This window comes from Autumnicola tepida (genome assembly GCF_031846485.1).
Taxonomy (GTDB): domain Bacteria; phylum Bacteroidota; class Bacteroidia; order Flavobacteriales; family Flavobacteriaceae; genus Autumnicola; species Autumnicola tepida.
Window position 1 is genome coordinate 68,514 of sequence record NZ_JAVRHQ010000011.1, and the last position, 20,973, is coordinate 89,486.

At 41.2% G+C, this 20,973-nt stretch carries 17 protein-coding genes; 4 read left to right on the forward strand and 13 right to left on the reverse strand.

What is annotated here, in order from left to right; translation table 11 throughout:
* Positions 1 to 179: 179 nt before the first annotated feature.
* On the reverse strand, positions 180 to 1,058 hold the full coding sequence (locus RM553_RS10465) for a diacylglycerol/lipid kinase family protein (RefSeq protein ID WP_311534871.1): 879 nt from the start codon (positions 1,056 to 1,058) through the stop codon (positions 180 to 182).
* A 68-nt stretch (positions 1,059 to 1,126) separates the two neighbouring features.
* Between RM553_RS10465 and RM553_RS10470 the strand changes: the two genes are divergently transcribed.
* Together RM553_RS10470 and RM553_RS10475 are read left to right on the forward strand one after the other, a co-directional pair.
* Positions 1,127 to 2,092, forward strand: coding sequence for an App1 family protein phosphatidate phosphatase (locus tag RM553_RS10470; protein WP_311534872.1), 966 nt, complete (start codon positions 1,127 to 1,129; stop codon positions 2,090 to 2,092).
* A gap of 95 nt (positions 2,093 to 2,187) precedes the next feature.
* Complete coding sequence (locus RM553_RS10475; protein ID WP_311534873.1) at positions 2,188 to 4,314, forward strand: Tex family protein; 2,127 nt, start codon at positions 2,188 to 2,190, stop codon at positions 4,312 to 4,314.
* A 206-nt stretch (positions 4,315 to 4,520) separates the two neighbouring features.
* Here the strand turns inward: RM553_RS10475 and RM553_RS10480 are convergent, their stop codons facing one another.
* The 5 genes from RM553_RS10480 to RM553_RS10500 all read right to left on the reverse strand — a co-directional run bounded on the left by RM553_RS10480 (position 4,521) and on the right by RM553_RS10500 (position 10,121).
* Positions 4,521 to 5,528 (reverse strand): YlmC/YmxH family sporulation protein, encoded by a 1,008-nt coding sequence (locus RM553_RS10480; protein WP_311534874.1) that lies wholly within the window; start codon positions 5,526 to 5,528, stop codon positions 4,521 to 4,523.
* A gap of 47 nt (positions 5,529 to 5,575) precedes the next feature.
* Complete coding sequence (locus RM553_RS10485; protein WP_311534875.1) at positions 5,576 to 5,812, reverse strand: hypothetical protein; 237 nt, start codon at positions 5,810 to 5,812, stop codon at positions 5,576 to 5,578.
* Between the two features lie 184 nt (positions 5,813 to 5,996).
* Positions 5,997 to 7,355, reverse strand: coding sequence for a M28 family metallopeptidase (locus RM553_RS10490; protein WP_311534876.1), 1,359 nt, complete (start codon positions 7,353 to 7,355; stop codon positions 5,997 to 5,999).
* A gap of 125 nt (positions 7,356 to 7,480) precedes the next feature.
* Complete coding sequence (locus tag RM553_RS10495; protein ID WP_311534877.1) at positions 7,481 to 7,768, reverse strand: YtxH domain-containing protein; 288 nt, start codon at positions 7,766 to 7,768, stop codon at positions 7,481 to 7,483.
* Positions 7,769 to 7,907: 139 nt separating this feature from the next.
* Positions 7,908 to 10,121: a bifunctional alpha,alpha-trehalose-phosphate synthase (UDP-forming)/trehalose-phosphatase gene (locus RM553_RS10500; RefSeq protein ID WP_311534878.1), complete on the reverse strand. Its 2,214-nt coding sequence runs from the start codon at positions 10,119 to 10,121 to the stop codon at positions 7,908 to 7,910.
* A 95-nt stretch (positions 10,122 to 10,216) separates the two neighbouring features.
* Between RM553_RS10500 and RM553_RS10505 the strand changes: the two genes are divergently transcribed.
* Complete coding sequence (locus tag RM553_RS10505) at positions 10,217 to 12,016, forward strand: glycoside hydrolase family 15 protein (RefSeq protein WP_311534879.1); 1,800 nt, start codon at positions 10,217 to 10,219, stop codon at positions 12,014 to 12,016.
* Here the strand turns inward: RM553_RS10505 and RM553_RS10510 are convergent.
* On the reverse strand, positions 12,002 to 13,069 hold the full coding sequence (locus RM553_RS10510; protein ID WP_311534880.1) for a mechanosensitive ion channel family protein: 1,068 nt from the start codon (positions 13,067 to 13,069) through the stop codon (positions 12,002 to 12,004). The two genes, RM553_RS10505 and RM553_RS10510, sit on opposite strands and share 15 nt — an antisense overlap.
* 132 nt (positions 13,070 to 13,201) lie before the next feature.
* On the opposite strand from RM553_RS10510, the gene RM553_RS10515 reads away from it, so the two are divergent.
* A complete protein-coding gene (locus RM553_RS10515; protein WP_311534881.1) occupies positions 13,202 to 14,104 on the forward strand; it encodes an SMP-30/gluconolactonase/LRE family protein in 903 nt (300 codons plus the stop codon).
* A 64-nt stretch (positions 14,105 to 14,168) separates the two neighbouring features.
* Here RM553_RS10515 and RM553_RS10520 read toward each other — a convergent pair whose 3' ends face one another.
* The 6 genes from RM553_RS10520 to RM553_RS10545 are packed head-to-tail and all read right to left on the reverse strand — an operon-like array spanning position 14,169 to position 20,962.
* Positions 14,169 to 15,974 carry an acyl-CoA dehydrogenase FadE gene (locus tag RM553_RS10520; protein WP_311534882.1) on the reverse strand — a complete coding sequence of 602 codons (1,806 nt, stop codon included), beginning with the start codon at positions 15,972 to 15,974 and terminating at the stop codon, positions 14,169 to 14,171.
* Positions 15,975 to 16,030: 56 nt separating this feature from the next.
* A complete protein-coding gene (locus RM553_RS10525) occupies positions 16,031 to 16,390 on the reverse strand; it encodes a four helix bundle protein (RefSeq protein ID WP_311534883.1) in 360 nt (119 codons plus the stop codon).
* A gap of 52 nt (positions 16,391 to 16,442) precedes the next feature.
* Positions 16,443 to 17,636 carry an acetyl-CoA C-acyltransferase gene (locus RM553_RS10530; RefSeq protein ID WP_311534884.1) on the reverse strand — a complete coding sequence of 398 codons (1,194 nt, stop codon included), beginning with the start codon at positions 17,634 to 17,636 and terminating at the stop codon, positions 16,443 to 16,445.
* A 30-nt stretch (positions 17,637 to 17,666) separates the two neighbouring features.
* Positions 17,667 to 18,014, reverse strand: a complete 348-nt coding sequence (locus tag RM553_RS10535; RefSeq protein WP_311534885.1) for a four helix bundle protein — start codon at positions 18,012 to 18,014, stop codon at positions 17,667 to 17,669.
* A 37-nt stretch (positions 18,015 to 18,051) separates the two neighbouring features.
* On the reverse strand, positions 18,052 to 20,457 hold the full coding sequence (locus tag RM553_RS10540) for a 3-hydroxyacyl-CoA dehydrogenase/enoyl-CoA hydratase family protein (RefSeq protein ID WP_311534886.1): 2,406 nt from the start codon (positions 20,455 to 20,457) through the stop codon (positions 18,052 to 18,054).
* Positions 20,458 to 20,491: 34 nt separating this feature from the next.
* Positions 20,492 to 20,962, reverse strand: coding sequence for a MarR family winged helix-turn-helix transcriptional regulator (locus tag RM553_RS10545; protein WP_311534887.1), 471 nt, complete (start codon positions 20,960 to 20,962; stop codon positions 20,492 to 20,494).
* Between the last annotated feature and the right edge of the window lie 11 nt (positions 20,963 to 20,973).

Here is a 20,973-nt window from a genome sequence, read left to right on the forward strand (position 1 = left end):
CCTTATGGTTGTTAATATTATATTTATAACCGCTATAAATTAATAAAAATGGAATGTGAATGCCTGCAAATACTGGGGATGAAGGCGTATAAGGCTTTGGAAAGTAGAAGCTTAAAATTTATTAAGGACGAAATCCGGCAGTTTTTTCCGGCGAAAACGTTTGAAAATTTCAGTTTTGCCTATTCAGGAACCGCGATTTTCGCCTTTTCCGGGAGGATGTTTACGGAAACCTTTGTGGCTTCTCCACGATATTCCCCATCAATCTGAAAGGCCACGGGTTTGGGACAACTTACCACAGCATTTTTTACCGGGATAACCTTCACAAAATCCTGGCTGAGGTTGGTTTCATTGCGGAGGGTTTTTAGCATTTCAACAAAATCAAAATCCCTGAAAATAAGGATTTCCATAATACCGTCGTCCAATGCTCCGGAGGGATTTACATTGGCTCCCGTGCCATATTTTTTGGCGTTTGCAAAGGCGAGCAAAATGCCTTCTTCGGTAATCTTTTTACCTTCCGTTTCTATCGTAAAAGTGTAAGGATATTTGCTTTGTATAAGTGTAGGTATTGTTTGTAGAAGGTATCCAAATTTTCCGCGGAAAGAAGATTCTTCATAATTCCTGATCAATTCGGCATTGATTCCCAAGTCACTCATGTGCAGGCCAATTTCATCGTTCAGGAAGATAAGGTCGATGTCCAGAAAATTATTGCCTAAAGCAACTTCTATTTGTTCTTCAAGAGTTTCCGGGATATTGAGATTTAAGGCCATGGCATTTGCCGAGCCACTGGGGATTATTCCTATAGGAATATCATACTTTTTGGTAGCTTCTGCCACCATTTTAATAGTACCGTCCCCGCCTGCAGCGATAATCCTCCAGGGTTCTCTTTCCTCAACTATTTTTCTGATATTTTGGAGATCTTTTTCGCCTTTTGTATGATAGATAAACAATTCTGCGCCTGAATCCTGCAGTATCACTTTTAATTCATCTACCATGTTTTGTTTATCAATGTCTCCTGAAATAGGATTTACAATTAATAAAATTTCTTTAATGTCTCCCATAGATTTACCAATATGGCTAAAATTAAGTATTTTGTAAATGATTGTTAGTTAGAGAAAAATTAAAGCTTTTGAAACTAGATTTAAAATTGTACCGCGGATATGTTAATGACCAGGAGCTAATTGTTTTTGGTCATCTCTTTAAATCCTGGGCACCAGATAAATACCGTTTAGACCGCAAGGGAATCAGGCATGCGTTTTCAATTATCCATATGTTCAGGATAAAGCCGCTGCCTAACGTGAAAATACGACTGAAGTTCAAAAATATAGATGTTACCACAAAGACCCAGGAAGATGGCTATTTTCGGTTTTCCATTCCTTTTACTGAAGAATTGGAGAGTGGCTGGCATAAATATGAAGTGATTTGCGAACTAAATGAGTTTGGCATCATTGAAAAAGGCGAGTTGCTTAAACCTTATAAAAGTAAATTCGCCATTATTTCAGATATTGATGATACTTTTCTAATCTCCCACAGCAACAGTTTCTTTAAAAAACTTTACGTGATGCTTTCTAAGAACGTGAACAAGCGTAAGATTTTTAATGATGTGGTAAACCATTACCGGGCGCTAAGCATTGCAGGCCAGGACAGTGAAGAAGCTTCAAATTCCTTCTTTTATGTTTCCAGCAGTGAGTGGAATTTATATGAATTTATTGAAGAGTTCGCACGCATTCATAATCTTCCCAAAGCAGTTATCAAACTGAAGAAAATCAAGACCGGTATCCGGGATTTTCTTTCCAGCGGGAGGGGCAGCCATAATCACAAATATGATAAAATAAAGGATATAATTGCTTTTTATCCCAAATTGCAATATGTGTTGCTGGGGGACGATTCCCAAAAGGATCCCTACCTGTACGAAAGGATTTGTAAAACCTATCCCTTGAGCATTGGGGCAATTTATATTAGGCAAACCAGGAATTCCCAAAAAAAGGAAGTACAGGAAGTGCTAAAAAATATAGAAGATATGGGAGTTGCCACCTGTTATTTTAAAAACAGCGAAAAAGCTATCGAACATTCGCGGGAAGTGGAGATTATCTAAAACTTATATTTCCTAAGCCTTTCTGCGGAAGTGTTTCCGGTAAATCTATTTGTTTCAGATATATTTGTGACTTTCTAATTTTCAAAACTTCTCTCTTGGAACTATTAAAATTTGTTGCCTCTCAAACTGAAATCAATCAGAAGGGCCTGAAAAACACCCTGGACCTTTTGGAACAGGATGCCACTATTCCATTTATTGCCCGTTATAGAAAAGAAGCCACCGGAAATCTTTCCGAAGTTGAAATTGAAAAAATCGCTGACTTTGCCAATACCTGGAAAGAGCTTGAAAAAAGAAAAGCCAGTATCCTTAAATCTATTGAAGAACAGGGTGCTCTACCCGATGCCTTACGAAAGAAAATAGAAGATGCCTCAGCACTTATACAACTGGAGGATCTTTACCTGCCATTTAAGAAAAAAAGGAAAACAAAGGCAGATGCAGCCAGGGAACTTGGATTGGAACCCCTGGCGAAAATGATAATGGCGCAGAACAATGCTGAGGCTGAGGTAATGGCCCGGCGTTTCGTGAAAGGCAGCGTGAATACTGTTGCTGAAGCCCTTGAAGGCGCTAAAAATATTATCGCGGAATGGATCAATGAAAATAATCTTGTGCGTTCTCGTTTAAGACAACTTTATGGCAGAACGGCAGTAATTTCTTCCAAAGTTATTAAAGCGGAAGAAAAAAAGCCTGAAGCTCAAAAATATAAGCAATATTTTAACTGGTCTGAAAATTTAAGGCGGATTCCCTCTCACCGGTTCCTGGCGCTACATCGTGCACAGGCAGAAAAGTTTGTGAGAATCAAAATTGAAGTAGAACAGGAAGAGGCTCATAAAATTATTGCGCATATAATTATTAAAGGGAATTCTTCAAAATCGCCTGCAATACTTTCCGAAGCGATAGAAGATGCCTATAAGAGATTACTAAAGCCATTCTTTAGCACGGAATTTTTGAATGTAGCCAAAGAAAAAGCAGATGAAGAGGCTATTGCCGTATTCGCCTCAAACCTGGAACAATTGCTAATGGCACCCCCATTGGGCAGCAAAAGGATTCTTGCTATTGACCCCGGCTTTAAATCGGGATGCAAAGTTGTATGCCTGGATGAGAATGGCAGTTTGCTCTACAACGAAAATATTTATCCGCATCCGCCACAGAAGGAATTTTCCATGGCGATGAAGAAAATCAAGTCGCTGGTAAATGCCTATAAAATTGAAGCAATTTCTATAGGAAACGGAACGGCTTCCCGTGAAACAGAAAGGTTCATTAAAAAGATAAAGTTTGACAGGGAGGTAGCGGTTTTTATTGTGAATGAAGCCGGAGCATCGGTTTATTCCGCATCAAAACTTGCCAGGGAAGAGTTTCCAGATTATGATATTACGGTTCGCGGGGCGGTTTCCATTGGCCGGCGGCTGAGTGATCCTTTGGCCGAACTTGTAAAAATTGATCCTAAATCTATTGGAGTAGGGCAGTACCAGCATGAAGTAGACCAAGCAAAACTTAAAAATAAGCTGGATACTGTGGTGATGAGCTGCGTGAACCGGATTGGCGTAAATGTAAATACCGCCAGTAAGGAACTGCTGTCTTACGTATCTGGGATTGGAGCTGGTATCGCATCTAATATTTTAGAGTACAGAAGTGGAACTGCCGGATTTACAAAGCGTGCGGAACTGCTGAAGGTGGCCCGGCTGGGAGCCAAAGCCTATGAACAATCGGCGGGTTTTCTGCGGATAAAAAATGCTGAAAATCCCCTGGACAACACTGGTGTTCATCCTGAAAATTACTCCGTTGTAGAAAAAATAGCAGCGGATAAAAACCTGACGCTGGAACAGCTGGTTGGAAACAAGGAAGTGGTGAAAAATTTAAATTTAGCCGATTATATTTCTGCGGAAGTTGGGCTGCCTACTTTACAGGATATTGCCAAAGAATTGGAAAAACCCGGGCTGGATCCCCGCAGCAAAATCACCGAATTTGAATTTGATCCTTCCGTTAAAACTATTGAAGATTTAAAGGAGGGAATGAAGCTGCCGGGGCTGGTAAACAATATTACCAATTTTGGCTGTTTTGTGGATATTGGAATAAAAGAAAGCGGACTTGTACATATCTCCAAACTGGCAAAAAAGTTTGTTTCCGATGTAAATGAAGTCGTCAAGCTTAACCAGCAGCTGGAAGTTACCGTTACAGGGATAGATCTGGACCAAAAGAGGATCCAGTTGTCCCTTGTGGATTAAAATTTGCAGCAGATGCTGTGCTTGAAAATATCTCCCCATCATATTTAAAGACCTGGTTTTTATTGAATTCCGAGGGAAATTTTTTTGTTTCAACTTCCTAAGGCTTATTTAAAACGAATAAATGGGGGCCATTTTCCTTTTGTAAATTAAAAAGGGCTAACCAAAATGTCAGCCCCTGCGTACCACAACAAAACAGTAGGTGGTCCTTAAAGATCTCTGCGTCCCCTGTATTCCCTGTTCCGGAATTCTTCCCGGTCATAAAAAGGATCGTCTTCATCATATTTTCGCTCTCTTTCAGCTTCTTCCCGATCGGCAGCATAACTGCTCTTTTTCTTTCTTTCGTAATCGCCTTTTTCCTTGCTGAAAGACCTGTCATCTATATATTCGTCCTGAGGGCGTTCTGAAGATTGCTTACTGTTGAAATCCCTGTCGTAAGATGTGTTACCGCGCTGGTCAGATCCCGATTCCTTTTTCTTCCTGGCCTGTTCATTTACATTTTCAAAACGGGGATGTTCCTTCTCCGTTTCACTTTGGAATTCCCTGTCATAAGCAGTATCGGCGTGCCTGGTAGAATTTATGGCACCTGTACCTGGGCGATCTTCCGTACCACGATGGCGTGGGTGCTCTCTTTCTTCAATTTCCCGGCGCCTTATTTCTTCATCAGACAAAGAATTTAAGGAGGTTCCACGGTGCTTTCCGTCGTCCACCAGATCTTCTGTATCTCTGTTGCTATGCACCCTCTTCCTGTTGTCATCAATATAGCCTGAATCACGTTTGTAGGATTTTAATACATTGTCTTCATAATGCCGCTCTATATTTGTGCCGGAACGGTATCTTTTTGTTTCTGCAAATGTCTGATAGTCTATAGTATCAGTATACACATACTTCTGATCTTTATTGAAGCCCACCATTCCTATTGGAATAATAACATGGTTTTCACCTTCTTTGTTTATAAACTCATGCACATTCTCATTTGCAGGAGTTCCGTAAGGATCATGATTAGCTTCAATAATGGTAGAATCTACCTCTACATCCAGGTATACCACCCTTTCCAGGTCTTTGTTAACCAGAAGATTATCAACTTTTCCAATTACCCTGTTGTCCCTGTCTTTTACCGACCATCCACGGACATCGGGATCATGTTTGGAAATTTTGTAATCTGACAATTCGCTAAAATGGTATAAATGCTTATGCTTTTTTTCTGTTGTACTCATGATTATTGGATATTTAAAATGGTTGTTTCTGTAGTTAATTTCTGAATTTAAACCAGGGCTTCATTCTCATAATAAAATTGCACCGGTAAAGATTTTAAATACGATAAATTGGATTTTTTATGCAGGTCTCTGAAGTTCCTCGAAAGTGTGACCTCTTCCCTGACTCTTTTATTTGAAGGCTTAAACCTTACATCCTGCCATAAAAACACCAACAGGATTAATCCTAATATTTCCGATGGGAGACAGAGGAATTTTTTCCTGTGTGTGCTAATAATATTTGTCATCTTTATTTTTTTAACCTCATTTCTAAGGTAACAACATGAAATTCTAATTATAATTAAGCTTTACATAAAGTATTGTTAATTAAGGCTTAAGAATATATTGAAAATGAAAAGCATAAAAAAAGCCGGAAAAATTTTCCGGCTTAAACTGGTGAAAAAATATGCACAGCGGCACATTTAATATTTTCTAGAAGGTACCAGATGGGAAAACAACAAGGCTTTCATGGCCGTCTTTTCCAACTGCTGCCACTCCAAAGAAGTAATTGTCTATCACAATTCCCTCCAAAGTAAATTCATTTACATCCCCTACAAAACGGGAGTGGTCCCACGTGGGGGAAGTGGTATCTCTCCAGTAGATTTTATAACCTGCAATATCCTCATTCACTTTTTCCCAGCGTAGCTTTGCAGAAGGCTCTACAATTCCCCCTATTTCGACATTTTGAGGAGCTGGAGGCGCCCAGGCTAGGCTGGCCATATTAATTGCATTTACGGCGGTTAATTTTTTCGCATAGTTAAAGTTCACGCCTTCCACCACATCTCCATATTTTATTCCGTTTTCTGTTCTTAAGTCCTGGTGCTGGCGGTTGTAATTTTCATGGGCTTCCATTATCCTTACCCCGGCAAAACCCAGGTCGTTAAAAGAACGATGGTGCCCTCCACGGCCAAACCGGTCCAGCCTGTAAATCATAATGGGATTCATCTCAGGCATATAAGTTTCAGTAGTTTTATGGATATATCGGGCAAGTTGCCGGGAAATACCGTCTACTTCACCACCATAATATCTGCGCATCCTTCTTTCCTGTTCAGTTTCGGTAGGAGGTACAGGTTCAGAAAAAATCCTGAAATCACGATTGCTAATCACGCCGTCTACGCCTTCAATATTACCAATCATGTCATTATTAAGTACTCCAATAATATCCCAATTATTTTCTTTGGCATATTCTGCCAGGCCTTTACCACCAAAAAGGCCCTGTTCTTCGCCTGAGAGACCAACATAAACAATGCTGTTCTCAAATTCATATTGGGACAATACCCTTGCAGCTTCCATAGCGCCGGCCATTCCGCTCGCGTTATCATTAGCCCCGGGAGCATCGCCTTCATAGTCCATAGTGTCCGAATTCCTGGAATCAATATCCCCGCTCATAATAATATACCGGTTAGGGTATTTAGTACCTTTTTGTACAGCCACTACATTTACCACAAGTGCCTCATGCGGCACCCTCCGCCCATCTTCGGGTGTTACGAGGTTTTTCTGATAAAACACATTCAGGCAGTTATCACATTCTGCTGAAATCTGGTCAAACTGGGATTTGATCCAGCGTCTTGCCGCGCCTATTCCGCGGGTATTTGAAATTGTATCACTAAAGGTATTTCTTGTACCAAAACCTGCGAGCTTCCTTATATCGTTTTCAATTCTTTCTGCCGAAACACTTTCTATAATATCATATATTTTTGGATCGGTTTCCTGTGCAAAACCGGAGGTGGGAAACATTAGAAAAAAAAGCAACAGGTTCAGTAAAGAGAGGGGTTTTTTGAGCATTTTCATGTAAATTTTTATTTGATGGTAATTTAAGCAAACTTTCTGCTATGGTACAAATGGAAAGGATAATTAAGGACATAAAAAAATCCCGGAATGGCCGGGATTTAGAATCTTATAAATTACTTCAGGTTTTAACTGGCTTTCATTTCATGAACTTCAGCTTTGGCCTCATTTACCTTTTCTTTGGCTTTGGAATTGGTAAGATTGGCTTTGGATTTAGCTTTAAGAGCATCTACCTTGTGGCTTAAAGAATCGGTGAAATTATTGAATTTTCCTTTTGCGCCGGAAATATAATCATCTGAAGTTTGAGAGATCGCTTTACGGGTGTCTGCACCTTTCTTAGGAGCAAGTAGAAGTCCTGCGATCGCTCCTGCAGCTGCACCTGATATTAGTCCAAGCAACAATTTTCCTGATTTCATAATAGTTATATTTTAAATTTTAGTTCGTATTAGGTTAGCTGTAAATGTAAGGGAATCAAAAGTCGTTACCACAATTCTCTAGTTAACATTGCTATAAACTTTAGGCATAAGTGTCAAGAATTTTAACAATTTCGTTATCTTATTCTTTGCCTGCAAAAGCTCTTAAGAGGTTACGTACCTTTTTTGTATCTTCAACATAATACCTGGCACTGGTCTGTTTAATACCTACTTTAACAGTAATGGCTTTTTCAGGTAATTCTTTAAACATATACTCGTCTGTCCAGTCATCCCCAAGAGCGAAAATAAAGTCGAAATCCCTTCCTCCTATTTTTTTGCTTGCAGATTTACCTTTGTTGACCCCACTGCTTTTTATTTCCAGTACTTTGTTGCCTTCCAGTACACTTAACCCGCGATTGGAAATAAGTTCTTTCAAGACATTGGAGAGCTCATTGGCGCGTCTTTCCCCCAGTTGTGGATCGGCCTTTCTGAAATGCCAGGCAAGGGAATAATTTTTCTCTTCTATAAAAGTACCGGGTGTCCTGTCTACGAAATTTTCGATAACAGGCCTCACAGCTTCCATCCAGTCATTCTTTACATTTTCTGAAAGCTGCCATTCCCCATTTATCTTTCTTACCCAGGTTCCATGTTCAGATATAAGTTCCACCGGGGTTTCCTGCCACCAGTTTCCAAGGGTATCCTTATCCCTGCCACTAATCAAAACCACTTCTGTGTTTTCCTGATTTATTAATTCTGAAATGAGCACTTTCAACTCTTCGTCTGGGCTGGCATTTTCCGGTTTATCAGTAAAATTTACCAAAGTACCATCGTAGTCTAAGAAAAGAATCCTGCTTTTTGCTTTTTGATAGCTCTCTTTCAAGTCGTTTAGAACAGCAGGAGATATTCTTGAAGCTTCAAAAGCCTGCCGGTTGTCTTCGGTGTTTCGAAGCGCTTTCATAAAGTCCTGGGCCCATTTTTCCACGCTGTAGCGCTTCAGCCTTTTCTGAAGCATTTTGTTGCGTTCAATCTGCTCTTCCCTGGGCATCTCAAAAGCCTGTTTTAAGGCTTTGGCCATTTGGTCAAAATTATTGGGATTTATAAGGATTGCTTCATTCATTTCATGGGCAGCCCCGGCCATTTCACTTAATATCAATACTCCCGTATGGTCGGTCCTGGTAGCCACATATTCTTTAGCTACAAGATTCATCCCGTCCCGGATTGGCGTAAGAAGCGCAATATCACAGGAGGTATATAGGTCGATAAGGTTTTCAAAGGGCATAGAGCGATAGAAATACCAGATAGGGGTCCAGCTAACCGTAGAAAATTTCCCGTTAATCCTTCCCACCAGCTCATCAATTTCCCTTTTTAGCCGCTGATATTGTGGCACGTTAGAACGTGAAGGAACGGCGAGCATTACCAGGCGCACTTTTTCAATAAATTCCGGGTATTTGTCCAGGAAGAATTCAAAAGCCCTGAGCCTGTTGGCAATTCCTTTGGTATAGTCCAGCCTGTCCAGGCTTAATATAAGTTTCGCATCTGGTGTGGCTTTAAGATGGTGGTCCAGCCTTCTTTGTAATTCAGATTTATCTTCCGCGGTATTTTCGAAATGATTAAGCGCCGCTTTTTCGAATTTATCATAGTCAATTCCCATTGGGAAGGAATCAACTTTTACAATCCTGTCCGGCAGGGTAATTTCATTAAAATCTACCTGGTGCCTTAAAATCCTGCTCACCGAGCTTAAAAAATGCCTTTCATAATCATAGGTATGGAAGCCAATTAAATCTGCTCCCAGAACTCCCTCTAAAACTTCTTCCCGCCAGGGTAAAGTTCGGAACACTTCATAAGAAGGGAAAGGGATGTGGTTAAAAAAGCCAATTATAGCCTCCGGAGCATGCTCGCGAATCATATTAGGCACTAAAAGGAGCTGATAATCGTGTACCCAAATATGATCTCCTTCTTCATAATGTTTTAAAACTTCTTCGGCATATTTCTGGTTTACGCGTTTATAAGTTTCCCAATACCAGTCGTCAGACTCGGTATATTCCATAAAGTAGTGGAAAAGAGGCCAGACGGTCCTGTTACTAAAGCCATAGTAAAAACCATCAATTTCATCATTCGTTAAATTTACGGCCACGCAATCTTCTTCCCTGGCTTTAATTTTTACATCCTCTATAAGGTGCTCGGGAATTTCTTCCTCCGGCATTCCGCTCCATCCAATCCAAATACTGTCACCTTCTTTGTGAAAGGATTTAAGGCCAGTGGCCAATCCTCCAACACTGGGAGTAACCTCCAAATTATCGTTTTCTATGTTTATTTGTAAGGGTAATCGATTAGATATAATGATTGTTTTACTCATATTTTTGGTTGGTTCTGTTGCTGCCAAGTTGAATTTTCTTAAATTTCCGAAAATCATTTTAGAATACCATTCTTTTAAAAGAACTTTAAGAATATATGGAAAATTTAGATTACGGAATTATCGGAAACTGTAAGAGCGCCGCTTTGGTCTCCAAAACAGGATCCATGGATTGGTGTTGTCTCCCCAACTTTGATTCGGCAGGAATTTTTGCCAAACTTTTAGATGATGAAATAGGTGGTAGCTTTGAGGTTAATGTAAGCGATGACTATAAAATAACCCAGGAATATCTTTGGGAAACAAATATATTAAGCACAGTTTTTGAAAATGGAGAAGACGCTTTTCAGCTTATAGATTTTATGCCAAGATATCCGCGCGAAGATGGTTCATATTATGCCCCGCCAGATGTTATAAGGTTTTTCAGGTTATTAAAAGGCACCCCTAAACTCAGGGTGAAATACGATCCCCGGCTGGAATTTGCACGAGAGGAAACTTTTAATGAAAATAAAGGCGATTATATAAAAAGTTTTACCAGGCAGGGGAAATATGATGCTATTTTTCTTTATTCAAGTTTTGACCTGGATGATATCCTGGAATATCGGGAAATCACTTTAACAGGAAATGCTTATTGCCTTATAGGCTATCATGAAAAGCTGGTCACACAATCGCTGGACCGCTCTTATTTAAAATTCCAAAGAACCAAGACTTACTGGATGAACTGGAGTGAAAAAACCACCCGGTATTCCCACTACCAGGATGAAATAATGAGGAGCGCCCTTGTGCTGAAGGCTTTAAGTTATAAAAAATCTGGTGCTGTTTTGGCTGCAGCCACCACCTCACTGCCTGAAACTGTGGGAGAAGAGCGCAACTGGGACTATCGTTTTTGCTGGATAAGGGATGCTTCTATGGTTATTAAAGTAATGGCCGGCCTGGGGCATGTAAAATCTGCCAAGGATTTTCTTCAGTTTATAATAGATATTATCCCGAATAAAGATGAAAAAATCCAGATCATGTACGGGATTAATGGGGAAAAAGAGCTTACCGAGCATATCCTGGATCATCTAAAGGGATATAAAAATTCGTTTCCGGTTCGAACGGGCAACGCTGCCTATATCCAGAAACAGAATGATATCTACGGAATTTTAATGGAGGTAATTTACCAGCAGTTCCTTCAGTTTGAAACTTCTCTTGAGAACAGTGAGGAGTTATGGACCATTGTGCGCGGAATTGTGATGATTGTAGAAGAAAACTGGGAAAAACCAGATAAAGGTATTTGGGAACTGAGAACAGAAGACCGGCATTTTGTATTTTCAAAATTGCTGTGCTGGGTGGCAGTAGACCGTGCCATAAAAATTGGGGAAGTGCTTAGAATGGGAATTAATGACACAAAATGGAAGACACTTAGAGCCGATATTTATAATGATATTTATAAAAACGGCTGGAATGAGGAAATCCAGGCATACACCCAGTCTTATGGTTCCAAAGATCTTGACGCGTCTACTTTGCTTATGGAATCTTATGGTTTCATCGAGGCAAGGGACCCGCGTTTTATAAGTACCGTACAGGCTACAGAAAAGGAATTGTGCAGGGACGGCCTTATGTACCGGTATAAAAACAAGGATGATTTTGGGGAGCCGAGTTCTTCTTTTACTATTTGTACTTTCTGGCTAATTGACAGCCTTTACAAAATTGGGGAAAAAGAGAAGGCCAGAGATATGTTCGAGCGCCTTCTTTCTTACAGCAACCATCTTGGCTTATTTAGTGAAGATATAGATTTTGAAACCAAGCGCCTGCTGGGCAATTTCCCGCAGGCATACAGCCATCTTGCTTTAATTGAAACAGCCGCTAATTTTAGTAAAGGTTTGATTTCTGAAGAAAACTACTTAGGAGTCTTCTAAAGCCGGCTTTTCCTGAATGGGCCCCGGAATTTCAATCCTGGTGCGCGGCAGGCTTTCAGGGTAGTTCTTCTGAAGAAATACCAAAATTTTCTCCCTGAGAAGTACCCTGAGGTCCCATGCCGTAGGAGAATCTTTGGCACTTACCAGTAAACGGATCTGCACAGATTTTTCGGTGGCATCGGTTACCTGTACCACATTTACCTGTTGGTCCCATAATGGTGTACTTTCCAGAATCCGGGTTTGTTCAGCTCTCAATTCCTCAAAAGGAACATTGTAATCGGTGTAAATAAAAACCGTCCCTAAAATGTCGGCCGATTGCCGGGTCCAGTTCTGGAACGTATTTTCTATGAAATAAGTAGATGGCACTACCAGCCTGCGTTTATCCCATATTTTTACCACTACATAGGTTAAGGTGATTTCTTCAATTCGGCCCCATTCTCCTTCCACAATAACCACATCTTCAAGGCGCATGGGCTGAGTAATGGCTATTTGAATCCCTGCAAGCAAGGTTCCAATGGCTTTTTGCGCCGCAAGACCAATTATTATCCCGGCGATCCCTGCGGAAGTGAGCAGGCTGACACCAACTGAACGAATGCTTTCGAAACTCATAAGCGCAATGCCAAGCGCAAGGATAACTATTATGAAGATCACAATATTCTCCAAAATCATAAACTGTGTATAAACCTTCCTTGCTTTCAGGTTATCTTCAGAAGAAACATCGTATTTGCGCAGCATATGGGTCTTAAAAATTCTAAGCCCAATAATTAAAAACCAGGCAATACTAAGGATGAATCCTATAGTAGTGGCATGCCCAACCACTTTGTAAGTATAATCAAAATGAAAGATCCTGCTTACAATAGCCACCTTTCCCAACAGGCTTATTAAAAATATAAGAAGTGGGATTTTTATCCTGTGGGCAAGGTTTACCGGTAAAACATTGCGCGGATCCTTGCCTATTTTCTTTAGAATATAAAAAGTTATACCAAAAAGGGCAACGAGTACCACAATACCAATAATTCCGTACCTGACCCATTCCTGATCCATATTATCCATATAAAATTCTTTGGGGATTTTCCTAAATCTATTGAAAAATGACATATTTTTAAACTCAACATCCTAAAAATTATAGAGTTTTTAACCTAAAACATTTTCGCAGGCTTAAATTAAGTTCAAAAGACACCAAAAATGAAGAAATTTTATATCCTGAGTTTTTCATTTCTTGCCTGCTGCTTTTACGCAAAGGCACAGCAAAAATTAATTATCTCTGAAAATGCAAATTTGCAACTTGTATCCGATGAATTTGAATTTACCGAAGGACCTGCTGCAGACAGCCTTGGGAATGTCTTTTTTACGGATCAGCCAAACAACCGGATTTTAAAATGGGACGCCGAAACAGGAGAAATTTCGCTTTTTCTTGAGGATGCGCGAAGGGCCAATGGTCTTTTTGTTGATGACGAGGGAAATCTTCTCGCCTGTGCCGATGAAAATTTCCAGTTGATAAAGATCAGCCCCAAAAAACAAATAGAAGTCCTGGTGGGAAGCTTTAAAGGAAAGAATCTAAACGGTCCCAACGACCTGTGGCTGGATAAAAAAGGAGGCATTTATTTTACAGATCCCTATTACCAGAGGGAATACTGGGAAAGAGAGCAGCCGGATCTTCAAGGCCAGAATGTCTATTATTTAGCTCGCGGTGAAAAAGATCCCGTAATTGTGGCTAAAGACCTTAAAAAACCAAACGGTATTATTGGCACGGCAGATGGGAAAAAATTATATATCGCTGATATTGGCGATAATAAGACCTATTCTTATACCGTTTCTGCGGAAGGGAAACTTACTGATAAAACCCTTTTTGTTGAACAGGGTTCCGATGGAATGACCATAGACGAAAATGGAAATGTTTACCTAACCGGAGACGGAGTAACAGTATACAATAAGAATGGTGAAAAAATTGAGCATATTAAGGTGGGTGAAGAGTGGACCGCCAATGTCACTTTTGGCGGAAAAGATCAGCAAACGCTTTTTATAACCGCTATGGATGCCGTATATACCCTGAAGATGAAGCTAAGGGGAACCCGGTGGCAACCGTAACCACCAAAATACAAAAGCCACTCCCTAAAGAATGGCTTTTGCGCTCAATGTAACAAAACAATTTTTAGAAGCAATACTTGTTTTCTGCGGTCAATTTCTCTGCAATTATATTTCGAAGTTCCACCACATTAGGCTGATTTTGATATTTTGTAAACCTTTTTAAGCCCATTAGCATCATGCGCTGTTCGTCACCTTCAGCAAATGAAACTATACCTTCCTTGGCCTTTTGGCTTATGGTATCCACGGCATGGTAAAGATAGAGTTTGGCCATGGCAATCTGTTCTTTTTGCTCATTTTCGCCAAAACGTTTTGCGTTTTTTTCAGCTCTTAAAATGGTAGATTCAGCCATGTAAATTTCAATCAGGATATCTGCTGAAGCCAGTAAAAGCTGCTGATGTTCTTCCAGTTGCGGCCCAAATTTCTGCACAGCGCTTCCTGCAGTCATAAGAAAGACCTTTTTCAGCTTGGCGATCATTTCCTTTTCTTCAGCAAAAAGCTCAGCATAATCCGGTTTCTCCATAGATGGGATTCCCGTTAGCTCGTCTGCCACTGCCGTAGCCGGCCCTAAAAGGTCTACATGCCCTTTCATGGCTTTTTTTACAAGCATGCCAACTGTAAGCATCCTGTTAATCTCGTTGGTACCTTCATAAATCCTGGCAATACGGGCATCCCTCCACGCAGATTCCATAGGCGTATCTGCCGAAAATCCCATTCCACCGAAAATCTGAATTCCCTCATCGCTGCAATTCTGTATATCTTCTGAACAGGCCACCTTCAGGATAGAACATTCAATGGCATACTCTTCAACACCTTTTAATTCTGCTTCAGCATGGGAATTGCCATTTTCCAGCCTGATGTTAATTCGGTCCTCGATATTTTTGGCGGCACGATAAGAAGCCGATTCCCCTGCGTAGGCTGAAGTTGCCATTTCCGCAAGTTTGGATTTTATAGCTCCGAATTTGGCGATTGGGGTGTCAAACTGTACGCGCTCATTGGCGTATTTTACCGCAAGATCTGTTACCCTGCGCTGGGCATCAAGGGAAGCGGCGGCAAGTTTTATTCTTCCCACATTAAGGGCGTTCATAGCGATTTTAAACCCATTTCCTCTTTCCGAAAGCATATTTTCCACGGGCACCCTTGTTTCATTAAAGAATACCTGGCGGGTAGAGGAGGAGTGGATGCCCAGTTTCTTTTCTTCTTCGCCAAAACTGATGCCGTTATCTGGATCGTTCTCAACAATAAAACCGGTAATATTCTTATCGTTTTCAATACGCGCGAAAACAATAAAAACATTGGCGAAGCCAGCGTTGGAGATCCACATTTTTTGCCCGCTGATGCTGTAATACTTCCCGTCTTCCGAAAGTACCGCTTTGGTTTTTCCCGAATTAGCGTCACTACCTGCGCCTGGTTCAGTCAAACAATAAGCTCCAAACCACTCGCCGGTGGCAAGTTTTGGAACATACTTTTTCTTTTGCTCTTCGGTTCCGTAAAGGGTAATGGGCATTGTGCCAATTCCCGTATGCGCCCCAAAAGCAGTGGCGATAGATCCCGTTGCTCCCGAAATATAATCGCACACCAGCATGGTAGAGACAAAACCCATACCCAGGCCGTCATACTCCTCTGGCACGGCCACTCCAAGAAAACCGAGTTCCCCGGCCTTTTGCATTATTTCCTCGGTTAAGGCATAATTCTTTTTTTCGAATTCTTCCTTGTTGGGCCAGATTTCGCGCTCTACAAACTCCTTTACAGAATCGCGCATCATTTTTTGTTCGTCGTTAAAATCTTCAGGCGTGAAAATTTCTTCACAGCTGGTTTCCTTTACCAGGAATTGCCCGCCTCTTAATAAATGTTTATCTGTTTTAGTTTCCATCTATGTTATTTTGAATTTTTTTAGAAGAAAAGAGATAAAAGAGAAGAGAAAAAAGATTACAATTTGTTCTGAAAACCCATTGTCATCTTTTGAAATTCTACAATTTTAATTTCTAGTTTTTCTAATTGTTGTTGGCTTATATACTTTCTATGTTTGGCTATTAAAAGTTGGGTGCCCAGTTCAAAAGAAGAACCTAATGAGATGTCCAGGTAATAATTGAAGCTTTTTTCTGTTTTAGCAGAACCTTCGGCTATATTACTGGGCATTGAAATAGAACATCTGCTCATTTGAGAACTTAAATCATATTTTTCATGTTTGGGAAAAGTTATAATCAGGTCTGAAATTTCATTGGCTATTTCGAGACCTAACTTCCAAATCTTTAAATTTTTATAATTATGCCTCTTTCGGTTGTCCACTTTTTCTCTTTTCTCTCTATTCTATTTTCTTTCCTCTATTCTACAGTTTTACCTAGTTTAAGAACTCATAGACTCCCGCGGCTCCCTGGCCTGTTCCAACGCACATGGTTACCATGGCATATTTATTTTGAAGCTGGCGCTTGCGCATTTCGTCGAATATCTGAACGGAAAGCTTGGCCCCGGTACAACCCAAAGGATGCCCCATGGAAATCGCACCACCGTTTACATTTAGCCTTTCTTTATCCAGGCCAAGCTCCCTTATTACCGCCAAAGACTGGGAAGCAAAAGCCTCATTAAGCTCAATTAGTTCGATGTTGTCCTGTTTAAGGCCGGCCTGTTTCAGGGCTTTTGGAATAGCATGAACGGGCCCAATGCCCATTATTCTTGGTTCCACGCCCACAGCGGTATAACTTACCAGCCTGGCAATGGGTTCAATTTGGAGTTCTTTCACCATTTCTTCGCTCATTACCATGGTAAAAGCGGCACCATCGCTCATTTGAGATGAATTCCCCGCGGTTACGCTGCCGCCTTCGGCAAAAACCGGGCGCAGTTTGTTTAGAACTTCAATGGAAGTATCGGCACGCGGACCTTCATCCTTATTTACAGTATAAGACCTGGTTTGTTTTTTACCATTTTCATCCACATACGTCTGGTCGATTTCAATAGGCACAATCTGGTCCTGAAAACGATCTTCAGCCTGGGCTTTTAAGGCTTTTTGATGGGAATTAAATGCAAATTCATCCTGGTCTTCGCGGCTAACATTATATTTTTTTGCTACCGCTTCTGCAGTGAGCCCCATTCCCCAGTAATAATCTTCATGGCCTTCTTTTGCCAGTTTGTAATCTGGAACGGGTTTGTAACCACCCATGGGGATATAGCTCATGCTTTCAGCCCCGCCGGCAATAATGCAATCTGCCATGCCGCTCTGGATCTTGGCGGTAGCCATGGCTATGGTTTCAAGCCCCGAAGCGCAATAACGGTTTACCGTTACACCCGGAACATCTTCAATTTTAAGGCCCATCAGCGAAATTAAACGTCCCACATTCAATCCCTGTTCTGCTTCTGGCATGGCATTTCCAACAATCACATCATCAATGCGCTTTTTGTCGAATTCCGGCAGCTGTTCCATCATGTACTGAATTGTTTCCGCTGCCACTTCATCCGGCCGTTTGAACCTGAAAACGCCCCGGGGTGCTTTCCCCACGGCTGTTCGATAAGCTTTTACTATATATGCTGTTTTCTTCATTGTATATTGTATTTTGAATATTGTATAATGCTAAAGGGTTGAGTGTAACTTGATAATCATATTTTGAATATGCCGAATCTCTTTTTCAAATCCATCAAAGTCTTCTTTTTCTATGAAATTTTGATCCAAGGCAATAATTAATTGAGTCTCTAATTCAAAAGCAGACCCTAAAGCTATTCCAAGAAAATTTTTAAATTCTTTCTTTGATTCTCTGCCACAACCTTCAGCTATATTTGAGGGAATTGAAACAGCAGACCTTCTTATTTGAGATGTTAATCCATAAACTTCTTCTTTTGGAAATTTTTTTGTTGCAGCATAAATCAGTTTATTTAATTGAATAGATTTTTGCCATACTTTTAAATCTCTGAAGTAATTCATAGAGGCTTCAGTATACAGTTTACAGTTTTACAATCTACTAATTACGTAACGGTTTTCCTTTTTGTAACATATGCTGCAACCTTTCAAGAGTTTTTCGTTCCCCCGTAAGGGAAAGGAAAGCTTCCCGCTCAAGATCCAGCAGGTACTGCTCGCTTACATAAGAGGCTTCCGAAAGATCTCCCCCGGCCATAACATAGGCCAGTTTGTTGGCGATTTTTTTATCGTGTTCACTTATGTATTTTCCCGCGAACATTTGATCTGTTCCCACATAAAATGCCCCAAGGGCCTGTTTCCCTAAAACCTTGATGTCTTTCTTCGGAATGGGTTTAGTATAGCCGTTTTCAGCCATCAATAGCGCGTGCTTTTTCGCAATGGCCAGTTGCCTGTCTGGGTTCACCACTACAATGTCTTTACCCTTCTGAAGGATATTGGTATCGTAAGCTTCGTAAGCCGAAGTGGAAACCTTTGCCATTCCTATGGTGAGAAAATGTTCCCGAAGCCTGTTAAGTTCCACATCGTCTTTCTGAAAAGTCTCTGCCGCCCTTAGCGTCATTTCCTTGGAACCTCCGCCGCCGGGAATTACCCCAACCCCAAATTCCACCAGGCCAATGTAAGTTTCGGCTGCGGCAACCACTTTATCGGCATGGAGGGAAAGTTCGCATCCTCCACCAAGCGTCATCGCATGAGGTGCGGCAACAGTTGGAATAGCCGAGTAGCGCATGCGCATCATGGTATCCTGGAAGTATTTGATAGCCATATTCAGCTCGTCGTATTCCTGTTCCACAGCCATCATAAAGATCATCCCGATATTGGCACCTACAGAAAAGTTCTTGCCGTTATTGGCCACTACAAGTCCCTGGTAATCTTTTTCAGCAATATCAATCGCTTTGTTAATCCCATCCAGCACATCGCCTCCAATCGCATTCATTTTGCTGCGAAACTCCACGTTCAGGATGCCGTCGCCAAGATCTTCAACAACAACTCCACTGTTGCTGAAAACTTCTTTAGATTCCCTTATGTTATCAAGAATGATAAATGCATCCTGCCCGGGCACTTTTACCTGTTCTTTCTTCTCAAGATCGTAGTAATAGGAATTGCCGTTTTTAACGGTGTAAAAGCTTTTGCTGCCGCTTTCCAGCATTTCATTTACCCATGTGGCAGGCTCTTTACCTTCGGCTTTCATCATTTCTATCCCCTTTTCGACTCCGATGGCGTCCCAAATCTGGAAGGGGCCATGTTCCCAGCCAAACCCGGCTTTCATGGCATCATCTATTTTATAAAGCTGATCGGTAATCTCAGGGATCCTGTGTGAAGCGTAAGCAAAAAGGGCAGAAAAATTCTTGCGGTAAAATTCACCCGCCTTGTCTTTTCCATTAACCAGAACAGGAAAACGTTCGGCGACTTTGTCTATGGTCTTGGTTTGTTCCAGGGTGGCGAAATTTGCTTTTTTCTGGTCGCGGTATTCCAGCGTATTCAAGTCCAGCGACTTGATTTCACTAGAACCATTATCGCTTTTGATCTTCTTATAAAACCCCTGGCCACTTTTGCTGCCAAACCACTCATTTTCAACCATGGTGTTTATGTAATCTGGCATGGCAAAAAGGTGGTGCGCCTCATCCTGTGGAACCCCTTTGTGCAGCCCATTGGCCACATGAACCAGAGTGTCTAAACCCACAACATCAACCGTTCTAAAGGTAGCCGATTTCTGGCGGCCAATTACCGGCCCGGTAAGTTTATCTACCTCTTCAATGGTCATTCCCATATCTTTTACTGTGTGGAAAAGACTCATAATGCTGAAAATACCAACCCGGTTTCCAATAAAGGCCGGGGTATCTTTGGCGACTACCGAGGTTTTTCCCAGAAATTTTTCCCCATACTCATTCAAAAATTGCAGCACTTCTTCTGAAGTTTTCGGGCCGGGGATAATTTCGAATAATCGCAGATAGCGTGGAGGGTTAAAAAAATGGGTCCCGCAAAAATGCTTCTGGAAATCTTCACTCCGGCCTTCGCTCATTTGCTGGATGGGAATACCTGAAGTATTGGAAGTTATAATCGTGCCTTCTTTCCTATGTTTTTCAAGGTTTTCAAAAACCTGCTTTTTAATGTCCAGGCGTTCCACAACCACTTCAATAATCCAGTCGGCTTCAGAAACCTTCGAGATATGGTCTTCAAGGTTCCCGGTCCTGATGCGGTTCGCAAAATCTTTATGGTAAATAGGGGAAGGTTTCGATTTAAGCGCAGACTGCAGGGAATCGTTCACGATCCTGTTGCGCACCTGCCCGTCTTCAAGGCTTAGTCCCTTTTTCTTTTCCGTGGCGTTTAGTTCCCGCGGAACAATGTCCAGCAGCAAAACTTCCACACCAATATTGGCAAAATGGCAGGCTATCCCGCTTCCCATTATTCCGGAACCTATAACGGCAACTTTATTAATTCTTCTTTTCATTCGTTGGTTAATTTTATGAGTTACAATTAAGGAATCAATCTTCCTTATGTATAGAGTTTATGGCAATCTCCTCCTGGTGAATTTTCTTTTCTGAAATCAGGTCGGTTATGGTATTGGCCACCCTGGTAAAGGTTTTTAAGTCTTCTTCGGAAACATTTTCCTTTACCGCCTCGTCAAAACGCAATACCACCTTTTTTGAAAAATCGCGCATTTCTTTGCCAAAATTGGTTAGATGAAGCAGTACACTACGGCCGTCCTGTGGGTTGCGCCTGCGTACGATAAGTCCCTTTTCTTCCATAGATTTTAGGATTCTTGACAAACTGGTGGCTTCCATGCCCATTTTTGGCCCCAGGGAAGTTGAAGGTGTTCCTTTTTCGGGGTCTATACTAAGCAGGGCGAAACCTGTGGCCATGGTGCTTCCCGCTTTTCCAGCTTCTTCATTGTACATTTTTGACACAGCCATCCACGTGGCGCGCAATACATAATCTATGGTCTTTTCCTTCATTTTTTAAATGG